We start from the raw sequence: 19750 nt of genomic DNA on the forward strand, positions 1-19750 counted from the left end.
ATGCTGATGTATGATTGCGCGCTAAATTGCGCCAGAGCACCCCGCTCAGTGCCACCTGAATTCCCTGTCAGTAGTCTAATCATGGCAAAAGAACAAACGGACCGTACTACATTAGATCTGTTCGCGGACGAGCGTCGCCCGGGGCGACCAAAAACAAATCCGCTAACGCGTGATGAGCAATTGCGTATCAACAAACGCAATCAACTCAAGCGCGATAAGGTACGCGGCCTGAAGCGAGTGGAGCTAAAGCTCAATAATGACGCGGTAGATGCTCTCAACCAACTGGCTGAAGCGCGCAATATCAGCCGTAGCGAGCTGATTGAAGAGATACTACTCGCGCAACTGAAGCAGCATCTCAGTTAGTTTTAGTGCTATGTCCTGGTATGCAATGTTGCAGTCTGTGCACACCGGGGCGATAGCAGTTTCCGCACCACGAAGTGTTCTGCTATGATTGCCCTATCTGTGGCCAAATAGCAGCCACCATACCATTAAGTATCAAGAGGTTATTTTACTCATGGCAATCGTAGGCATTTTTTTCGGCAGCGACACTGGTAACACCGAAAATATCGCGAAAATGATTCAAAAACAGCTCGGTAAAGAAGTTGCTGAGGTGCATGACATTGCTAAGAGCAGCAAAGAAGACCTGGAAGGCTTCGATATTCTGCTTCTCGGCATCCCAACGTGGTATTACGGTGAAGCACAATGCGACTGGGATGATTTCTTCCCGACGCTGGAAGAAGTTGATTTCAATGGCAAACTGGTTGCTCTGTTCGGCTGTGGCGACCAGGAAGATTACGCGGAATACTTCTGTGACGCGTTAGGCACTATCCGCGACATCATTGAGCCACGCGGTGCAGCTATCGTCGGCCACTGGCCAACTGCGGGCTACCATTTCGAAGCCTCTAAAGGTCTGGCTGACGACGATCATTTTGTCGGTCTGGCTATCGACGAAGATCGTCAACCAGAACTGACGGCTGAACGCGTTCAGAAATGGGTCAAACAAGTTTCTGACGAGCTGAACCTGGCTGATATCATCAACGCCTGATGCCAGATGTGACGCAACTATTGGGTTGCGTCACATTGATAGATATTATCGATTAAAATAATCGCTACAAATTTTTAACTTTTCAGTTTGTCCCTGTACAATGAACTCCTGATCAAAAAGCTAGCAAGGCAAACAAATCGCGACTCAGCCGCCATTTTTTAGCTTGATTATGCATAATACTTGCGGTTCCCATTTAGAAGTGGCAGTTCTATAATGAGACGCATTCATCTTAACGCTCACCCTGAGTCCGAGCGAATCGTTAAGCAACAGGACAATTTCCGCATGACTGACAATAATACCGCATTAAAGAAGGCCGGCTTGAAAGTCACGCTTCCGCGATTAAAAATCCTTGAAGTGTTGCAAGGGCCGGTGAACCACCACGTCAGTGCGGAAGACCTCTATAAACGTCTGATTGATATGGGCGAAGAGATTGGTCTCGCCACCGTTTATCGTGTACTAAACCAGTTTGATGATGCAGGCATTGTGACTCGTCATAATTTCGAAGGCGGCAAATCCGTGTTCGAACTGACGCAGCAGCATCACCATGACCATCTGATCTGTCTGGATTGCGGCAAGGTTATTGAATTCAGTGATGATTCAATCGAAGCCCGCCAGCGCGAAATCGCATCACGTCATGGCATTCGTCTGACTAACCACAGCCTGTACCTTTACGGTCACTGCGCTGAAGGTGATTGCCGTACTGATGAAAACGCACACGAAATCAGCGAAAGGTAATCCGTATATTCTGCCTTCTGATTCAGAAGCCAGGCATAAAAAAACCGGTGAGGAAGCTCACCGGTTTTTTTATTGCTTACGCGCAGCCATTATTTGTTGTTAGCGCGAATCTCTTGCCAGATTTTGTCGCATTTGGCTTTTACCGCCTGGTCATTACCCGTGCGGGTCGCCTGAATGCAGTTCTGGTAATCCAGGGTACGCACCGTTTCTTTCTTCGCGAAATCCTGATGCTCTTTTTCCTGACCTAAAACATTTAACACACTCTGGCAGGCCTGGATTTTATCCGGGTTGCCTTCTGCGGTGTTAATACAAGCGCTATACGCTTGTTTCAATTTAGTATCTTCCGGAGCCGTTTTAGGTTGTTGCTGCGCACACGCACTCAAACCTAACGCCATCACCGTAATCAGAACTAGCTTTTTCATGTTTGATATCCTTAAGAAAACCGGGCGTGTTTAGCGCCCGGAATCACATCAGAAGATGGTGAATGGTGCGATAACAATAAATTTCACGTCACGCTCATCCTGGAAGATGTTGCCGTAACCACCGCCCCAGCTTGGGATGTCGGAATGGTTGTCGTATTGAGTGAAGTGCAGTTTGAACAGAGTGCCTTTCGCACGACCATCCTGAACGGTGTACAACGCATCAAGGCTGTACGCAGATTCTTTCAGGCGGTTATCCGCATCGTAGTAACCGTCTGTCGTTGGTTTGGAGCTTGGTTTAGCATCCCATGCGTAAACATAAGAAGCACCCACTGCCCAACCCGCAAGATTCCAGTTGCTCAGGTCATACATCGCGCCTGCAAATACCGCTTTTTCACCGTTGGCGTTGAAGTCAGAGCGGTTATCCCACCACACATCAAGACGACCGTTGGAAGAGGCGTAAGTTGGCGTCATACGCTGCAAGAAGTAGCCCTGTTGGCCATCGGCCTTAACCACGGTTCCTTCAAGGCGCAAATCAACCTGGCCGACTCTGTATCCGAGAGTCAATGCCTGCAACCATGCGGTTCCGTCGTACAGATCGTTCACGCTGCCGTCGGAAACTTTGTCACGCGTGCCGTAGAACTGGTAGCTGGTGGTTAACGGGCTGCCCGCGATATCAAATTTGTAGCTCGCCTTGGTGAAATACTGATCAACATAACCTTCAGCCTGACCAAATGCGGCCTCAAGAATCAGGTTATTTTTGAAGTCATATTTCGCACCAAGTGAATGTAAGTAATCGACTTTGGTGTTCTTATCGTTCTGATAGAACTTGTCCATTTCCAGGTGCCACGGAGCTTTATACTCGTTGGTCCACATGTAGGAGAAGCTCAGAGCACCAGAATCGCCATAGTCAAAGTTTGCACCGGCTTCTGCGCCCTGGTAAGTACCTGGCATGAAGCTCCAGTGTGGTGCTAACAGAGTTTGACCGGTTGGCTGAATGTAACCACCACGCGCCCATACCGGGCCGTATTTGAATTTAGCCGCTGCTTTATAAAGGCTGATGCCGCTCTTATCGCCGGAATAATCTTCGTCGTAAGCTTTGTTAGAAGAGGAGAATGCGATTTCATTTGGGTGACCGCTGTTAGCGTTTTCTGCCATTTCGATAGCAGTAAAGGCCGCAATGTCCAGACCAAACATGTCAGCGGCATAACCTGACTGGAAGTCCAGGTTTGCGTTCCAGGTGGAGTGCGCAAGGTTAGTTTCGTATTTACCCGTTGTGACGTCTTTACGGTCACGCTCACGCTGCCAGTAATAAACACCACCGGTCAGTGTTGAATCATCAACAAAACCTGCTGCTGTTGCCTGAGGGATGACTACTAATCCTGAAAGAGCCGTAACACCTGCGATTGCAAGCGCAAGCGCACTACGTTTGCCACTAAACGTACGCATAGAAAATTCCTCTTTGACGAATAAATAATCGCTGGACGTTAAAAGACGTCATATAGCGAAAAAAGTAAAAATGCCTAACGGCTAAAGCGGTTATGAATATTTGCCCGCATTACTGCTTTCTTAAGACTATTTTTCGCGACGCGAATTATCAACGACTTTGTAAGAGTTCATTCCGATATTATGACAGAGAGCACATAATTTATGAGTATTTGTAACAAATAGCGACTCAAGAGTTTTATCTTGATAATTGAAATTATTAACACACAAAACTCTATATGAGAGCGCTCACATAATTAAACAAAGAATTTTAAATGTTCCGATATTGACCGTGAATATTTTGCAGGAAGGAGTGTAAATAACATTAATTCGCAACGCGAATGTGAAGAAATGTTTAACCAGATGATTCTAAAGCGAAAAAAAAACGCCGCGATTTGCGGCGTTTTGTCACATATTGACCATGTAACCTAAGGGTTTATTCGCCCATTTTGGCCCAGGTATCACGTAGCCCGACGGTACGGTTAAATACCAGTTTGTCAGCCGTTGTATAACGGCTATCCAGGCAGAAATAACCTTCGCGCTCAAACTGATACGCTTTGCTGATTTCGGCATTTTTCAGACTTGGCTCGACAAAACCTTGCTTGATGACCAGAGACTCTGGGTTAATTGTTGCCAGGAAATCTTCAGCAGCACCTGGGTTCGCCACGCTGAACAAACGGTCGTAAAGACGGATTTCAACCGGCAATGCATGTTCGGCACTGACCCAATGAATAACACCTTTCACTTTACGGCCATCCGCCGGGTCTTTGCTTAATGTGTCCGGATCGTAGGAGCAATGCAGCACGGTCATGTTCCCTGCTTCATCTTTCTCAACACGATCGGCTTTAATCACATACGCATTACGCAGACGAACTTCTTTGCCCAGCACCAGACGCTTGTACTGTTTGTTGGCTTCTTCACGGAAGTCAGCGCGGTCGATGTAGATTTCACGGCTAAACGGCACCTGACGGCTACCCATCTCTGGTTTGTTAGGATGGTTAGGCATCGTGACCATTTCAACTTCGCCCTGCGGGAAGTTTTCAATGATAACTTTTACCGGATCAAGAACAGCCATCGCACGCGGCGCGTTCTCGTTCAGGTCGTCACGGATACAAGATTCCAGGGCAGCCATTTCAACGGTGTTGTCTTGCTTGGTCACACCAATGCGCTTACAGAATTCACGAATAGATGCAGCGGTGTAACCACGACGACGCAGACCCGAGATGGTCGGCATACGTGGGTCATCCCAACCCTCTACAACCTTCTCAGTCACCAGCAGGTTCAGCTTACGCTTGGACATGATGGAGTATTCGAGATTCAGGCGCGAGAACTCGTACTGACGCGGGTGCGCAGGAATAGTGATGTTATCCAACACCCAGTCGTACAGGCGACGGTTGTCCTGGAATTCCAGCGTACACAGGGAGTGCGTAATGCCTTCCAGCGCATCGGAGATGCAGTGGGTGAAGTCGTACATCGGATAGATGCACCACTTGTTGCCGGTCTGGTGATGGTCGGCAAACTTGATACGGTAAATAACCGGATCGCGCATGACGATGAACGGCGAAGCCATGTCGATTTTCGCGCGCAGGCACGCAGTCCCTTCAGCAAACTCACCGTTACGCATTTTCTCAAACAGCGCGAGGTTTTCTTCAACGGTGCGGTCGCGATATGGGCTGTTTTTGCCAGGAGAGGTCAATGAGCCGCGATATTCACGGATTTGTTCCGGAGTCAGTTCATCGACATACGCCAGACCTTTATTGATCAATTCAACCGCGTAGTTAAACAGCTGGTCGAAATAATCAGAGGAATAACGGATGTTGCCGGACCACTGGAAACCGAGCCATTCAACATCGTGCTTAATGGAATCAACGTATTCGATGTCTTCTTTTACCGGGTTGGTGTCATCGAAACGCAGGTTGCACTGGCCTTGATAATCTTGCGCGATACCAAAATTCAGGCAGATGGATTTTGCATGGCCGATATGCAGATAGCCGTTTGGCTCTGGCGGGAAACGGGTGCAAATGCTGGTGTGCTTACCATTGGCCAAATCTTCATCAATAATCTGGCGAATAAAGTTAGTTGGGCGGGCTTCGGCCTCACTCATCGCGGGTTCCTCTGTGCAAAAACTTTAGTTATCCGCCCATGATCTTATAAGCAAGCGTCGGAAACAACCTTTTGTTGAATAAATAAGGGGATTGGGAAGGGTCGGCAGGAGCAATAAAAAAGCGGCTGGAGAAAAAACTCTCCAGCCGCTAAAGGCACAATCTATGACTCAGGAGCGATTATTTGCCTTTAATTTCATACAGAGGCGTTTGGCCTGCAACGACGGAACCTTGCGCCTGGATAACCAGACCGCTGTAGTCGTCGATGTTGCTGCAAACAACCGGGCTAATCATGGAGCGAGCATTGGCGTTCAGGAAATCAAGATCCATTTCCAGAATCGGCTGGCCTGCAACCACTTCAGCACCCTCTTCTACCAGACGAGTAAAGCCTTGTCCGTTCAGCGCGACGGTATCAATGCCCATATGGACAACGATCTCAGCACCCTTTTCGGTTTCAAGACAGAACGCATGGTTCGTATTGAAGATTTTTACGATAGTACCGGCAGCTGGCGCGACAACTGTTTTCTCAGTTGGCTTAACAGCAATACCATCACCTACCGCTTTGCTGGCGAATGCTTCATCAGGAACCTGCTCCAGCGCGACCACATCACCCGTTACTGGTGATACCAGTGCCGCGATAGTGACAGCGTTTGGTACAGCCTGTGGTTTTGCAGCAGCGACTGGCGCAGCGGTCGCAACAGCGGCAACCGGAGCAGCAGCAACGTCGCCTACTGTTTTCATTGCGTTAGCAATTTTCTCAGCCACAAAGCCGACGATGATTTGCACGCTGGTTTTGTTCAGACGGATAACACCGGTTGCACCCAGGCGTTTAGCCAGAGATTCGTTCACCAGTGAAGAGTCTTTCACGTTCAGGCGCAGACGAGTGATACACGCATCGATACCTGTCAGGTTTGCTGAACCACCTACAGCCGCAATGTACTGACGAGCCAGCTCAGAAACATCCTGATTGGTGTTGGTGCTGACATTCACGTCCTGACCATCAGCTTCATCACCTGCAACAGCCAGTTCACGACCTGGAGTCAACAGATTGAATTTGTTGATAGTAAAGCGGAATACAACGTAGTAAATCACGAAGAACACAAGGCCTTGCGGAATCAGCATGTACCAGTGAGTTGCCAGTGGGTTACGGGAAGAAAGCACCATATCCACCAGACCCGCACTGAAGCCGAAACCTGCAATCCAATGCATGCTTGCTGCGATGAAGACGGAAATACCGGTCAGCACTGCGTGAATCAGATACAGAACTGGAGCCACGAACATGAAGGAGAATTCCAACGGTTCAGTGATACCAGTAAAGAAGGCAGCAAACGCACCTGCCATCATGATACCCAATACTTTGGCTTTATTTTCAGGACGCGCGCAGTGGTAAATTGCCAGTGCAGCACCAGGAAGACCGAACATCATGATTGGGAAGAAACCAGCCTGGTAACGACCAGTAATACCAACAATACCCGTACCTTCAGCGATAGATTTAGCACCGCCAAGGAACTTAGGAATGTCGTTGATACCGGCAACATCGAACCAGAACACGGAGTTCAGGGCGTGGTGCAGACCCACTGGAATCAGTAAACGGTTAAAGAACGCATACACACCTGCGCCGATAGAACCCATTTTCTGGATGTGCTCACCGAAGTTCACCAGGCCACTAAACACTACCGGCCAGATAAACATCATGATGAAGGCAACCGCGATCATCACAAAGGAAGTGATGATCGGCACCAGGCGACGTCCGCTGAAGAAGGACAACGCTTTCGGCAGCTCGACGCTGCTAAAGCGGTTGTACAACTCGGCAGAAATAATCCCGACCAGAATACCGACAAATTGGTTTTGGATTTTAGAGAACGCAAACGGCACCTGATCTAACGGAATATGTTTGATCATGGAAACAGCGGCTGGAGAGCAGAGCGTTGTCAAAACCAGGAAACCGACAAAGCCGGTTAGTGCAGCAGCACCATCTTTATCTTTAGACATACCGTAAGCCACACCAATGGCAAACAGCACACCCATGTTATCAATAATTGCAGCACCAGATTTGATGAACAACGCAGCTAATGCGCTATCACCACCCCAGCTAACCGGGTCAATCCAGTAACCAACACCCATTAATATGGCTGCGGCTGGTAGCGTGGCTACCGGCACCATCAGCGCACGGCCAACCTTTTGCATATAACCTAGAATACTCACGTCAATTCCCCCTATGAGACCCCGTTAAGGCTCGTTCAAAGCAGTTTTATTATTGTTTAACAAACCTTGAAAGCATGGCGAAGATTCACCAACCTTCTGAGTGTGTGAAAAATTAATTCGTATCGCAAATTAAACACCCTTTTTTTGTGATTAAAATCACCAAATATTGTTATTGCACTCCCCTTTGGCTAGCTATCGACTAAAACTTATTTTATCATCCGAAAAATCAAGACAGATTGATCCCGTCATCGCAGGTTTGAAACTGAGTTACCCTTTAAGGGTTCGGATAATCAATTTGGCTAATATCGTTTTTATTAACTTATGAGGTGAATGATGAGACTGATTCCCCTGGCTACCCCAGCTCAAGTTGGCAAATGGGCAGCGCGCCATATCGTTAAACGTATCAATGCGTTTAACCCAACCGCAGATCGTCCTTTCCTGCTGGGCCTGCCAACTGGCGGTACGCCTCTTGAAGCGTATAAAGCGCTGGTAGAGATGCACAAAGCGGGCCAGGTTAGCTTTAAAAACGTCGTCACCTTTAACATGGATGAATACGTTGGCCTGCCAAAAGAGCATCCAGAAAGCTACCACACCTTTATGCACCGCAACTTCTTTGACCACGTTGATATCCCAGCAGAAAACATCAACCTGCTGAATGGCAACGCCGAAGATGTTGACGCAGAATGCCGTCGTTATGAAGAGAAAATTCGTTCATACGGTAAAATTCACCTGTTCATGGGTGGTGTGGGCAACGACGGTCATATCGCATTCAACGAGCCTGCTTCTTCTCTGGCATCTCGTACCCGTATCAAAACCCTGACTCATGACACGCGTGTAGCAAACTCCCGTTTCTTTGATGGTGATGTTTCTCAAGTTCCAAAATATGCACTAACCGTTGGCGTGGGTACTCTGCTCGACGCTGAAGAAGTGATGATTTTGGTTCTGGGCCATTTGAAAGCGCAAGCGCTGCAAGCGGCTGTGGAAGGTAACGTGAATCACATGTGGACCATTAGCTGTCTGCAACTGCACCCTAAAGCAGTGGTTGTTTGTGATGAGCCATCCACGATGGAACTCAAAGTGAAAACGCTGAAGTACTTCAATGAACTTGAAGCAGAAAATATCAAAGATCTTTAAGTAATAGTCATAACCGGGGGTAACTATGTTTGCATTAACTCACGGTCGGATTCATACCGGCCATGAAATTCTTGATGATCACGCGATTGTTATCGCGAACGGCCTGATTGAACGCGTTTGCCCGCGCTCAGATCTCCCAGCGGGTATAGAGACTCGTGATGTGGGTGGTGCAATCATCGCCCCCGGTTTTATTGATGTGCAATTGAATGGCTGTGGTGGTGTGCAGTTCAACGATTCCGCTGATGCGGTGACGGTTGAAACGCTGGAAATCATGCAGAAAGCCAATGAGCGTTCTGGCTGTACCAGCTACCTGCCAACACTCATCACCAGCAGTGATGACCTGATGAAGCAAGGCGTGAGAGTCATGCGCGAATACCTGGCGAAGTACCAGAACCAGGCGCTCGGTCTGCATCTTGAAGGCCCATGGCTGAACATGGTGAAAAAAGGCACGCACAACCCAAGTTTCGTGCGTAAACCAGATGCAGAACTGGTCGATTTCCTCTGCGAGAATGCAGACGTCATCACCAAAGTGACTCTGGCACCAGAAATGGTTGCGCCAGAAGTCATCAGTAAACTGGTTGCATCCGGCATTATCGTTTCCGCCGGGCACTCCAATGCGACGGTTAAAGAAGCCAAAGTCGGTTTCCGTGCAGGTATCACCTTCGCAACCCATCTTTTCAACGCCATGCCGTACATTACTGGCCGCGAACCCGGGCTTGCAGGTGCAATTTTTGATGAGCCAGATGTTTACTGCGGTATCATTGCCGATGGTTTACATGTGGATTATGCGAACATCCGTACTGCGAAAAAGGTCAAAGGCGACAAGCTGTGCCTGGTGACTGATGCCACCGCTCCGGCGGGCGCAAATATAGATGAGTTCATTTTCGCAGGAAAAACAATATACTACCGTGATGGTTTATGTGTAGATGAGAACGGCACTCTGAGCGGTTCGGCCCTGACGATGATTGAAGGGGTACGTAACCTGGTCGAGCATGCTGGCATCGCCTTAGATGAAGTCTTGCGGATGGCCACGCTCTACCCTGCCCGCGCGATGGGTGTAGACCAGCAATTAGGGACTATTGAAGCTGGGAAAGTCGCGAATCTGACGACCTTTACCCGCGATTTTAAAATCACCAAGACCTTTGTTAATGGTAACGAGGTCGTAACTGAGTAATTAAGGCATGACGACTGGCGGACAGGCTCAAATTGGTAATGTCGATCTGGTAAAACAGCTGAATAGCGCGGCGGTATATCGCCTGATTGACCAACATGGGCCAATCTCTCGTATTCAGATTGCCGAGCAGAGCCAGCTTGCGCCGGCCAGCGTCACAAAAATTACTCGCCAGTTAATTGAGCGCGGATTGATCAAAGAAGTGGATCAACAGGCTTCCACCGGGGGCCGCCGCGCTATCTCCATTATCACCGAAACCCGCAATTTCAATGCGATTGGCGTGCGCCTTGGCCGCCATGATGCCACCATCACACTGTTTGATCTCAGCGCAAAACCGCTGGCCGAAGAGCATTACGCTCTGCCAGAACGCACCCAGGAAACACTCGAACACGCGCTGCTGAACGCCATTTCTCAGTTTATCGAAATATATCAGCGCAAAATGCGTGAGCTGATTGCGATCTCCGTGATTCTGCCGGGTTTGGTTGACCCTGAAAGTGGTGTGATTCGCTATATGCCGCATATTCAGGTCAATAACTGGTCGCTGGTCGATAGCCTAGAGAAACAGTTCAAAGTCACCTGTTATGTCGGGCACGATATCCGTAGCCTGGCCCTTGCAGAGCACTACTTTGGTGCAACTCACGACTGCGATGACTCCATTTTGGTGCGTGTTCACCGTGGTACGGGTGCCGGTATTCTTTCAAACGGTCGCATTTTTATTGGCCGTAACGGTAACGTTGGCGAAATTGGTCACATCCAGGTCGATCCTTTAGGTGAACGTTGCCACTGCGGGAACTTTGGCTGCCTCGAAACCATTGCCGCCAATGCCGCTATTGAACATCGCGTGCGACATTTGCTTGAACAAGGCTATAACAGCCGCCTGACGCTTGAAGAGTGTGATATTACGGCAATTTGTAAAGCCGCGAATAAAGGCGATGCCCTGGCATGCGAAGTGATTGAACATGTTGGCCGTCATCTGGGCAAAGCCATTTCTATTGCGATTAACCTGTTCAACCCGCAGAAAATCGTGATTGCCGGGGAAATCATTGAAGCCGAAAAAGTGCTTCTCCCTGCGATTGAAGGCTGCATTAATACGCAGGTGTTGAAAGCCTTCCGCAAAAACCTGCCTGTCGTGTGCTCAAAATTGGATGACCGTTCAGCCATTGGCGCCTTTGCGCTGGTAAAACGCTCAATGCTCAATGGCGTGTTGCTTCAGCGGTTGCTGGAGAGTTAACCCAGTCGCTGTGCTTTTTGCGCTATAGTTACGCCTTCCTGAAATGTGAGCCAGAAATTTGAGCCAGAGTAATCAATGACCATTCAGAATGTAATTTGTGATATTGACGGCGTGCTGATGCACGACAACGTTGCCGTACCCGGTGCGAATGAATTCCTGGGCCGCATCATGGAAAAGGGTATGCCGCTCGTCCTGCTGACGAATTATCCTTCGCAAACAGGGCAGGATCTGGCAAACCGTTTTGCTTCTGCCGGTATTGATGTCCCGGATAGCGTTTTTTATACCTCAGCAATGGCAACTGCCGATTTCTTGCGTCGCCAGGAAGGGAAAAAAGCCTACGTGGTAGGTGAAGGCGCATTGATTCATGAGCTGTATAAAGCAGGCTTCACTATCACTGACATCAACCCAGACTTTGTTATTGTTGGCGAGACACGTTCCTATAACTGGGAAATGATGCACAAAGCCGCTTATTTTGTGGCGAATGGCGCTCGCTTTATTGCGACTAACCCCGACACCCATGGCCGTGGTTATTATCCGGCTTGTGGTGCGTTGTGCGCCGGTATCGAGAAAATTTCCGGCCGCAAACCGTTCTGCGTGGGCAAGCCAAGCCCATGGATCATTCGCGCTGCCCTCAATAAAATGCAGGCGCATTCGGAACATACCGTGATTGTTGGCGATAACCTGCGTACCGATATTCTTGCTGGCTTCCAGGCTGGCCTGGAAACCATTCTGGTGCTTTCGGGTGTTTCAACATTGAACGACATTGATGCCATGCCGTTCCGCCCTTCCTGGATTTACCCGTCGGTTGCAGAAGTCGATATCATCTAATTAATGATTCGCCCGGTTTTCGCCGGGCGTTTTGCCGATTCAACACTCTTTTCTCTTCTCTCTGAATGCCTGCCTGGCGATTTCATTAAAAATTGTCGATCCGCTAATAATTGTGCTTATTTCATCATCATTTTTCAGTAATCAACAATCGCCATTGAACTATTTATCCCTTAAAGACTAAAGGGCTTGCATTCCCGTCAATGATTGCGCATTTTCATATTCATGCAATGCAACAAAACAATTTAATGGCTCAAAGAAGCATTACGGAGAGAGTTCTATGTGTTCAATTTTTGGTGTTCTGGATATCAAGACCGATGCGGTCGAATTGCGTAAGAAAGCGCTCGAGTTATCACGCCTGATGCGCCACCGTGGGCCAGACTGGTCCGGTGTTTATGCACATGAAAAAGCCATCCTTTCTCACGAACGTCTCTCTATTGTTGATGTAAACGCAGGCGCTCAGCCGCTTTACAATAAAGCAAAAACTCACGCATTAGCGGTTAACGGCGAAATCTACAACCATCAGGCCCTGCGCGCAGAATACGGCGACCGTTACGAATTCCAGACCGGTTCTGACTGCGAAGTTATCCTGGCGCTTTATCAGGAGAAAGGCCCAGAGTTTCTGGATGACCTGCAAGGCATGTTTGCTTTCGTTCTGTATGACGAAGTGCAGGACGCTTACCTGATTGGCCGTGACCATATCGGCATCATCCCGCTGTATATGGGCCATGACGAACACGGCAACATGTATGTGGCTTCTGAAATGAAGGCGCTGGTGCCGGTTTGTCGTACCATCAAAGAATTCCCGGCAGGTAGCTACCTGTGGAGCAAAGACGGTGAAATCCGCAGTTATTACCAGCGTGACTGGTTTGAATATGATGCGGTAAAAGACAACGTTACTGACAAAAACGAATTGCGTCAGGCGCTGGAAGATTCCGTCAAAAGCCATCTGATGTCTGACGTACCGTACGGCGTACTGCTGTCTGGTGGTCTGGATTCATCTGTTATCTCCGCTATCACCAAGAAATTTGCTGCCCGCCGTGTAGAGGATGAAGAACGCTCTGAAGCCTGGTGGCCGCAACTGCACTCCTTTGCAGTGGGTCTGGTCGGTTCGCCTGATCTGATAGCCGCGCAAGAAGTGGCAAACCATCTGGGTACTGTTCACCACGAAATTCATTTCACAGTACAAGAAGGCCTGGATGCGATTCGTGATGTTATCTATCACATCGAAACTTATGATGTGACCACAATCCGCGCCTCCACCCCAATGTATTTGATGTCCCGTAAAATCAAAGCAATGGGCATTAAAATGGTGCTGTCTGGTGAAGGTTCTGACGAAGTGTTTGGCGGTTACCTGTACTTCCATAAAGCGCCAAACGACAAAGAGCTGCACGAAGAAACCGTACGTAAACTGCAATCGCTGCATATGTTCGACTGCGCTCGTGCTAACAAAGCGATGTCTGCCTGGGGCGTGGAAGCTCGCGTACCGTTCCTGGATAAGAAATTCCTCGATGTCGCGATGCGCATCAACCCGAAAGACAAAATGTGCGGCAATGGCAAAATGGAAAAACATATCCTGCGTGAATGTTTTGAATCCTATCTGCCAGCAAGCGTTGCATGGCGTCAGAAAGAGCAATTCTCTGATGGCGTAGGTTACAGCTGGATCGACACGTTAAAAGAAGTGGCTGCGGCTCAGGTCACCGATCAACAACTGGAAACCGCAAGCTATCGTTTCCCGTACAACACGCCAGGTTCTAAAGAAGCGTATTTGTATCGTGAAATCTTTGAAGAATTATTCCCGCTGCCAAGTGCTGCCCATTGCGTTCCTGGCGGCCCATCTGTTGCCTGTTCTTCTGCTAAGGCCATTGAATGGGATGAAGCCTTCAAAACAATGAATGATCCATCAGGCCGTGCGGTGGGTGTTCACCAGTCAGCTTACAAATAAGCGAACAAAATTAATGACACGGGCCTGCGGGCCCGTTTTTGTTTCAGCAAGATTCCTCACTGCTTATCCGGGCTTTTCCCTCAGATAAAACCACGAAATAACCGATAATTGACGAATATTGCATCAAGCTGTTCGTAAGCTAATCAAACAGACAATTTACGCCAATTTTCGGGAAAAAATTGTTGACGCTAGAAGGCCAACTACGCATAATGCGCCCCGCAACGCCGATAAGGTTACGCAGAAAAAAGAAGGCTACTTAGCTCAGCTGGTTAGAGCACATCACTCATAATGATGGGGTCACAGGTTCGATTCCCGTAGTAGCCACCATTATTCTTTTTTTAGCGCGGGAGTGGCGAAATTGGTAGACGCACCAGATTTAGGTTCTGGCGCCGCAAGGTGTGCGAGTTCAAGTCTCGCCTCCCGCACCATTTTAAAGCGTTGCACGGATGGGGTATCGCCAAGCGGTAAGGCACCGGTTTTTGATACCGGCATTCCCTGGTTCGAATCCAGGTACCCCAGCCACTTTTTTGACATAGCAGTTTTCGACATAGCACGTTAGTTTTGTGCGCCCTAAGTTGGGGTATCGCCAAGCGGTAAGGCACCGGTTTTTGATACCGGCATTCCCTGGTTCGAATCCAGGTACCCCAGCCAGTCGAAGAAAAAGTTCTAAAATTAGGCTACTTAGCTCAGCTGGTTAGAGCACATCACTCATAATGATGGGGTCACAGGTTCGATTCCCGTAGTAGCCACCATATTTTTGGGGTATCGCCAAGCGGTAAGGCTCTGGTTTCTGATACCAGCATTCCGAGGTTCGAATCCTCGTACCCCAGCCAAAAATGAAAAGCTCGCTTCGGCGAGCTTTTTGCTTTTCTGCGTTTGGTAAAATTAATGTCGGATGTCGCTCAAGCTAATCCGACCAGGGTAAATTTACTGACTCATAATCCTAATGCATACTTCAACGCCTGGCGTTTAAGTAACCCTCCTCGTTCAGCCGCCATCAACCCTAAGTTTCGAATCACCCGTAATGGCACTAATGTATTGCTGAACCCCGCGTAAAACAGATCCATACCGCTTTGCATCAGGAAATTATCTGCCTGCCTACGTGTCTGGTAGCGTTTTAATACGCGCGCTTGCGCCCAGTTTTCGCCATAACTACGCGCATTAATCATCACATCAAGTAATGCTTCCACATCGCGATAACCGAGATTCACACCCTGCCCGGCCAACGGATGAATGGTATGAGCAGCATCGCCAATCAGTGCCAGACCTTGCTGCGTATACTGCAATGCATGGCGGCGCGTCAGCGGGAATGCGCCACAGGCAACCGGAGTAACTTTTCCTAAACGTTGAGGGAAGCTCATTTCAATCGCTTTTTGCAATTGCGACATCGTCATATTCCGCAACTGGCGAATTCGTGCCGGTGAGTCGTACCACACTAGCGAAGCCCAATGATCAAATAACGGTAAAAACGCATGCGGCCCGCTCGGCGTAAAATGCTGCCAGGTGCTGTCGCCTGGAGATTGCTCGCACTTCACGGTAATCAACATGCAAGACTGCCGATATTCCCAGGCATGAATACCGATTCCCGCCCAGTGCCGAACCTGCGAATTCGCGCCATCTGCGCCAATCACCATCGGCACCGTCAAAGTCTGTTCATCAGCAAACTGTAGCGTCCACTGCCCTGCCTCGCCGTGCATACCGGTCAGTTGCGCCGGACAGAATAATGAGACGTTAGAATGTGCCTCCAGCGCCTGCCACAATGCAAGTTGCAGCACCGAGTTCTCAACCATATAGCCAAGTTCCGGCAACCCAAGTTCCTGCGCCTTAAAGCTCACATGAGCGCTTTCCCATTCCCAGGTTTCGAGCTGGCGATAAGCATGGCTACGCATTGAACGAATCGCATCCCAAACGCCAAGGGATTTCAACAACCCGACCGACGCACTACTGATAGCCGAAATACGCACATCGGGTTGGCTTGTTGCGTCAAAGGCTGCCGGAGCCTGATGCTCAATCACCGCTACCCGGAAACCATTTTGCGCGAGACCAAGGGCGGCGGCCGCACCGACCATGCCTCCGCCGACTATCGCGACGTCAATTGACTGGTTCAACATGATGATTTTGTCCTTAAATTGTCTATGCTGATTCTACCGGATTTTTACGCAAGTTTCGTAGGCTGGTCACATCAAGGCCAAAGCATTACAATACGCCGCCTGAATTCCTGGCTTTAACTGAGCAATGGCAAGTCGATGACAAAAAAACTCCATATCAAAACCTGGGGCTGTCAGATGAACGAATACGATTCATCGAAGATGGCCGATCTGCTGAATAGCACACATGGCTATACGCTTACGGATAACCCAAAAGAAGCTGACGTATTGCTGCTCAATACCTGCTCTATCCGCGAAAAAGCCCAGGAAAAAGTGTTCCATCTGCTTGGCCGTTGGAAACTCTTAAAGCGCAAAAATCCCAATATCATTATTGGCGTTGGCGGCTGCGTTGCTTCCCAGGAAGGCAAGCTGATTCGTAGCCGTGCGCACTATGTTGATATCGTTTTCGGGCCGCAGACGCTGCACCGCCTGCCGGAAATGATCAATAAAGTGAGCGGCAACCGCAGCCCAATTGTTGATGTTAGCTTCCCGGAAATCGAGAAGTTTGACCGCCTGCCAGAACCCAAAGCGGACGGCCCAACAGCATTCGTTTCTATTATGGAAGGCTGCAACAAGTATTGTACTTACTGCGTGGTGCCTTACACGCGCGGTGAGGAAGTGAACCGCCCATGTGATGATGTGCTGTTTGAAATCGCGCAGCTCGCCGCACAAGGTGTACGTGAAGTTAACTTACTCGGCCAGAATGTGAATGCTTATCGTGGCCCATCTTTCGATGGCGGCATCTGTTCCTTCGCTGAATTGTTGCGCCTGGTGGCTGCAATTGACGGTATTGACCGCATTCGTTTTACCACCAGCCATCCAATTGAATTTACTGACGATATAATCGAAGTTTATCGTGATACGCCTGAGTTGGTGAGCTTCCTGCACCTGCCTATTCAATGCGGCTCCGATCGCGTATTAAATCTGATGGGGCGTACCCATACAGCACTGGAATACAAATCGATTATCCGCAAGCTGCGGGCTGTTCGTCCTGACATCCAGATCAGCTCTGACTTTATCGTCGGCTTCCCTGGCGAAACCCAGCAGGACTTCGAGCAGACCATGAAAGTCATTGGCGATGTAAATTTTGACGTGAGCTACAGCTTCGTCTTTTCTTCCCGCCCGGGCACACCAGCCGCCGATATGGTGGATGACGTGCCAGAAAAAGAAAAATTGCAGCGCCTCTATATTCTGCAAGAGCGTATCAACCAACAGGCCATAGAATATAGCCGTAAGATGGTTGGCACCATTCAGCGTGTCCTTGTAGAAGGCACCTCACGCAGAAACTTTATGGAGCTGACCGGACGTTCCGAACACAACCGTGGCGTGAACTTTGCGGGCACCCCGGACATGGTCGGTAAATTTGTTGATGTGGAAATCACTGAGGTTGCGACGAACAACTCCCTACGCGGAAAAGTCGTACGCACCGAAGATGAGATGGGGCTGCGTATTGCGCAATCTCCAGAGTCAGTGATTGCGCGCACACGTAAAGAGAACGAAATCGGCGTCGGGATTTATCAGCCATAATTCCACTCAATGCCCGAGGGTTCGCTAACGCCGTGAACCCATGGGCATTTTCATTTTTTGCACTTGTGTTGCACTTGCATTCGGAAGCATCCACCCAAATATCGAAAAGCAGGCTTGCGCCATCTGCCCTCGCCGTAAATAATCTTTTTATGGCCTGCACTCTTGCAGCGACACCTTCAACTGGCCCTGTGCGACCCCGAGGATAAGTTTGAATATCGAAACACGTGAAATTACGCTAGAACCCGCAGACAATGCGCGTCTGCTAAGCCTGTGTGGCCCATTTGATGACAACATCAAGCAGCTTGAACGTCGGCTGGGGATCGAGATCAACCGTCGTGACTATCAATTCAAGCTCACGGGCCGCCCGATTCTGGTGAACGCAGCCGCAGATATTTTGCGCAATCTGTACGTTGATACTGCGCCAATGCGTGGCGAAATTCAGGACATCACACCTGAGCAAATTCACCTTGCCATAAAAGAAATTCGCGTTCTGGAACAGTCTGCGGAAAGTGTTCCTGATTACGGTAAAGCGGTAAATATCAAAACCAAACGTGGTGTTATCAAGCCGCGTACGCCGAACCAGGCGCAATACATCGCGAACATTCTGGACCACGACATCACTTTCGGCGTTGGCCCTGCGGGGACGGGTAAAACTTACCTCGCGGTTGCAGCCGCTGTGGATGCGCTGGAACGTCAGGATATTCGCCGTATTTTGCTGACCCGTCCAGCGGTTGAAGCCGGTGAAAAACTTGGTTTCCTACCGGGTGATTTAAGCCAGAAAGTTGACCCTTATTTACGCCCGTTATATGACGCTTTGTTTGAAATGCTCGGCTTTGAGCGCGTTGAGAAGCTCATAGAACGTAACGTGATTGAAGTCGCCCCGCTGGCTTATATGCGTGGCCGTACGCTCAACGACGCGTTCATCATTTTGGATGAAAGCCAGAACACCACCATCGAACAGATGAAGATGTTCCTGACGCGTATTGGTTTTAACTCCAAAGCGGTAATTACCGGCGACGTAACCCAAATCGACCTGCCAAAAAATCTGAAATCAGGCCTGCGCCACGCCATTGACGTGCTGGCCGAAGTCGATGAAATCAGCTTTAACTTCCTTAATAGTGAAGACGTTGTCCGCCACCCGGTTGTGGCACGTATTGTGAATGCCTATGAAGCGTGGGAAAACGCTGAACAGGTTCGTAAAGATGAACTCGCTGCAGTCCGCAAGCGAGAAGCGATGGCGATAAACGCCGCCGCCCAGGAGAGTAAATGAGTCAGGTGATTTTGGATTTACAGGTCGCATGTGAAGAAGCAAGCGGCTTACCAACGGAAGTACAATTTCAGACATGGCTTGATGCGGTCATTCCGCAATTCCAGGAAGAATCAGAAGTCACGATTCGCGTGGTTGACGACGCTGAAAGCCACGATCTGAACCTCACTTACCGTGGGAAAGATAAATCCACAAATGTGCTTTCATTCCCGTTTGAAGCCCCTCCAGGTATTGAACTTCCGTTACTGGGCGATCTGATTATTTGTCGTCAAGTCGTGGAGCAAGAAGCGAAAGAACAACAAAAACCGTTGGATGCGCATTGGGCGCATATGGTTATCCACGGCAGTCTGCATCTGCTTGGCTACGATCACATTGAAGATGAAGAAGCCGAAGAGATGGAATCCCTGGAAACAGAGATAATGCTTGCTCTTGGGTATGCTGATCCGTACATTGCCGAGAAAGAATAGTCTATGTAGGGATTAACCCTGCAAAGCAAATATCAACAGGCAGCG

The 19750-nt window shown here is 49.1% G+C and carries 16 protein-coding genes and 6 tRNA genes; 17 read left to right on the forward strand and 5 right to left on the reverse strand.

What is annotated here, in order from left to right; translation table 11 throughout:
- Positions 1-81: 81 nt before the first annotated feature.
- The 3 genes from ybfE to fur all read left to right on the forward strand — a co-directional run bounded on the left by ybfE (position 82) and on the right by fur (position 1780).
- Positions 82-363 carry a LexA regulated protein gene (ybfE, locus tag DY231_RS16745; RefSeq protein ID WP_034494044.1) on the forward strand — a complete coding sequence of 94 codons (282 nt, stop codon included), beginning with the start codon at positions 82-84 and terminating at the stop codon, positions 361-363.
- 151 nt (positions 364-514) lie between these two features.
- Positions 515-1045 (forward strand): flavodoxin FldA, encoded by a 531-nt coding sequence (fldA, locus tag DY231_RS16750; protein ID WP_034494043.1) that lies wholly within the window; start codon positions 515-517, stop codon positions 1043-1045.
- A 282-nt stretch (positions 1046-1327) separates the two neighbouring features.
- The gene (gene fur / locus DY231_RS16755) at positions 1328-1780 is read left to right on the forward strand and encodes a ferric iron uptake transcriptional regulator (RefSeq protein ID WP_115630127.1); all 453 of its coding nucleotides are present in this window, start codon (positions 1328-1330) and stop codon (positions 1778-1780) included.
- A gap of 89 nt (positions 1781-1869) precedes the next feature.
- Here fur and chiQ read toward each other — a convergent pair whose 3' ends face one another.
- The 4 genes from chiQ to nagE all read right to left on the reverse strand — a co-directional run bounded on the left by chiQ (position 1870) and on the right by nagE (position 7991).
- Positions 1870-2202, reverse strand: coding sequence for a ChiQ/YbfN family lipoprotein (gene chiQ / locus DY231_RS16760; protein WP_115630129.1), 333 nt, complete (start codon positions 2200-2202; stop codon positions 1870-1872).
- Positions 2203-2250: 48 nt separating this feature from the next.
- On the reverse strand, positions 2251-3648 hold the full coding sequence (gene chiP / locus DY231_RS16765; protein WP_115630131.1) for a chitoporin ChiP: 1398 nt from the start codon (positions 3646-3648) through the stop codon (positions 2251-2253).
- 472 nt (positions 3649-4120) lie between these two features.
- Entirely contained in the window at positions 4121-5788 is a 1668-nt protein-coding gene (gene glnS, locus DY231_RS16770; RefSeq protein WP_115630133.1) for a glutamine--tRNA ligase, read from the reverse strand.
- Between the two features lie 178 nt (positions 5789-5966).
- Positions 5967-7991: an N-acetylglucosamine-specific PTS transporter subunit IIBC gene (gene nagE / locus DY231_RS16775; protein WP_115630135.1), complete on the reverse strand. Its 2025-nt coding sequence runs from the start codon at positions 7989-7991 to the stop codon at positions 5967-5969.
- A 333-nt stretch (positions 7992-8324) separates the two neighbouring features.
- On the opposite strand from nagE, the gene nagB reads away from it, so the two are divergent.
- The 11 genes from nagB to DY231_RS16830 all read left to right on the forward strand — a co-directional run bounded on the left by nagB (position 8325) and on the right by DY231_RS16830 (position 15130).
- Entirely contained in the window at positions 8325-9125 is an 801-nt protein-coding gene (gene nagB / locus DY231_RS16780; RefSeq protein ID WP_034494036.1) for a glucosamine-6-phosphate deaminase, read from the forward strand.
- 25 nt (positions 9126-9150) lie between these two features.
- Positions 9151-10299, forward strand: coding sequence for an N-acetylglucosamine-6-phosphate deacetylase (nagA, locus tag DY231_RS16785; RefSeq protein ID WP_115630137.1), 1149 nt, complete (start codon positions 9151-9153; stop codon positions 10297-10299).
- A gap of 7 nt (positions 10300-10306) precedes the next feature.
- Positions 10307-11527, forward strand: coding sequence for a DNA-binding transcriptional regulator NagC (nagC, locus tag DY231_RS16790; RefSeq protein ID WP_115630139.1), 1221 nt, complete (start codon positions 10307-10309; stop codon positions 11525-11527).
- Positions 11528-11602: 75 nt separating this feature from the next.
- Positions 11603-12355 (forward strand): HAD-IIA family hydrolase, encoded by a 753-nt coding sequence (locus DY231_RS16795; protein WP_034494033.1) that lies wholly within the window; start codon positions 11603-11605, stop codon positions 12353-12355.
- A gap of 277 nt (positions 12356-12632) precedes the next feature.
- On the forward strand, positions 12633-14297 hold the full coding sequence (gene asnB, locus DY231_RS16800; RefSeq protein ID WP_115630141.1) for an asparagine synthase B: 1665 nt from the start codon (positions 12633-12635) through the stop codon (positions 14295-14297).
- A gap of 250 nt (positions 14298-14547) precedes the next feature.
- Positions 14548-14624 (forward strand) — tRNA-Met (locus DY231_RS16805).
- A 16-nt stretch (positions 14625-14640) separates the two neighbouring features.
- Positions 14641-14725, forward strand: a tRNA-Leu gene (locus DY231_RS16810).
- A 19-nt stretch (positions 14726-14744) separates the two neighbouring features.
- Positions 14745-14819: transfer RNA gene (locus DY231_RS16815), tRNA-Gln, on the forward strand.
- Between the two features lie 54 nt (positions 14820-14873).
- A tRNA-Gln gene (locus DY231_RS16820) sits at positions 14874-14948 on the forward strand.
- A 24-nt stretch (positions 14949-14972) separates the two neighbouring features.
- Positions 14973-15049 (forward strand) — tRNA-Met (locus DY231_RS16825).
- Positions 15050-15055: 6 nt separating this feature from the next.
- Positions 15056-15130: transfer RNA gene (locus tag DY231_RS16830), tRNA-Gln, on the forward strand.
- A gap of 102 nt (positions 15131-15232) precedes the next feature.
- Here the strand turns inward: DY231_RS16830 and ubiF are convergent.
- Positions 15233-16408: a 3-demethoxyubiquinol 3-hydroxylase gene (gene ubiF / locus DY231_RS16835; RefSeq protein WP_115630143.1), complete on the reverse strand. Its 1176-nt coding sequence runs from the start codon at positions 16406-16408 to the stop codon at positions 15233-15235.
- Between the two features lie 135 nt (positions 16409-16543).
- Between ubiF and miaB the strand changes: the two genes are divergently transcribed.
- The 3 genes from miaB (at position 16544) to ybeY (ending at position 19705) form a co-directional block, all read left to right on the forward strand.
- Complete coding sequence (gene miaB / locus DY231_RS16840) at positions 16544-17971, forward strand: tRNA (N6-isopentenyl adenosine(37)-C2)-methylthiotransferase MiaB (RefSeq protein WP_115630145.1); 1428 nt, start codon at positions 16544-16546, stop codon at positions 17969-17971.
- Positions 17972-18179: 208 nt separating this feature from the next.
- The gene (locus tag DY231_RS16845) at positions 18180-19241 is read left to right on the forward strand and encodes a PhoH family protein (protein ID WP_115630147.1); all 1062 of its coding nucleotides are present in this window, start codon (positions 18180-18182) and stop codon (positions 19239-19241) included.
- Positions 19238-19705 (forward strand): rRNA maturation RNase YbeY, encoded by a 468-nt coding sequence (gene ybeY, locus DY231_RS16850; RefSeq protein ID WP_115630149.1) that lies wholly within the window; start codon positions 19238-19240, stop codon positions 19703-19705. Before DY231_RS16845 ends, ybeY begins: the two co-directional genes overlap by 4 nt.
- The last annotated feature ends 45 nt before the right edge of the window (positions 19706-19750 follow it).

Origin of the sequence: Buttiauxella agrestis (assembly GCF_900446255.1) — a bacterium.
Classification (GTDB): Bacteria; Pseudomonadota; Gammaproteobacteria; order Enterobacterales; family Enterobacteriaceae; genus Buttiauxella; species Buttiauxella agrestis.

What these genes read in the sequence shown, in the direction of transcription:
- glnS (WP_115630133.1), bottom strand. Translation starts at nt 5,788, where the DNA reads ATGAGTGAGGCCGAAGCCCGCCCAACTAACTTTATTCGCCAGATTATT.
- DY231_RS16795 (WP_034494033.1), top strand. Translation starts at nt 11,603, where the DNA reads ATGACCATTCAGAATGTAATTTGTGATATTGACGGCGTGCTGATGCAC.
- nagA (WP_115630137.1), top strand. Translation starts at nt 9,151, where the DNA reads ATGTTTGCATTAACTCACGGTCGGATTCATACCGGCCATGAAATTCTT.
- miaB (WP_115630145.1), top strand. Translation starts at nt 16,544, where the DNA reads ATGACAAAAAAACTCCATATCAAAACCTGGGGCTGTCAGATGAACGAA.
- ubiF (WP_115630143.1), bottom strand. Translation starts at nt 16,408, where the DNA reads ATGTTGAACCAGTCAATTGACGTCGCGATAGTCGGCGGAGGCATGGTC.
- chiP (WP_115630131.1), bottom strand. Translation starts at nt 3,648, where the DNA reads ATGCGTACGTTTAGTGGCAAACGTAGTGCGCTTGCGCTTGCAATCGCA.
- chiQ (WP_115630129.1), bottom strand. Translation starts at nt 2,202, where the DNA reads ATGAAAAAGCTAGTTCTGATTACGGTGATGGCGTTAGGTTTGAGTGCG.
- nagB (WP_034494036.1), top strand. Translation starts at nt 8,325, where the DNA reads ATGAGACTGATTCCCCTGGCTACCCCAGCTCAAGTTGGCAAATGGGCA.
- ybfE (WP_034494044.1), top strand. Translation starts at nt 82, where the DNA reads ATGGCAAAAGAACAAACGGACCGTACTACATTAGATCTGTTCGCGGAC.
- fur (WP_115630127.1), top strand. Translation starts at nt 1,328, where the DNA reads ATGACTGACAATAATACCGCATTAAAGAAGGCCGGCTTGAAAGTCACG.
- ybeY (WP_115630149.1), top strand. Translation starts at nt 19,238, where the DNA reads ATGAGTCAGGTGATTTTGGATTTACAGGTCGCATGTGAAGAAGCAAGC.
- nagC (WP_115630139.1), top strand. Translation starts at nt 10,307, where the DNA reads ATGACGACTGGCGGACAGGCTCAAATTGGTAATGTCGATCTGGTAAAA.
- fldA (WP_034494043.1), top strand. Translation starts at nt 515, where the DNA reads ATGGCAATCGTAGGCATTTTTTTCGGCAGCGACACTGGTAACACCGAA.
- asnB (WP_115630141.1), top strand. Translation starts at nt 12,633, where the DNA reads ATGTGTTCAATTTTTGGTGTTCTGGATATCAAGACCGATGCGGTCGAA.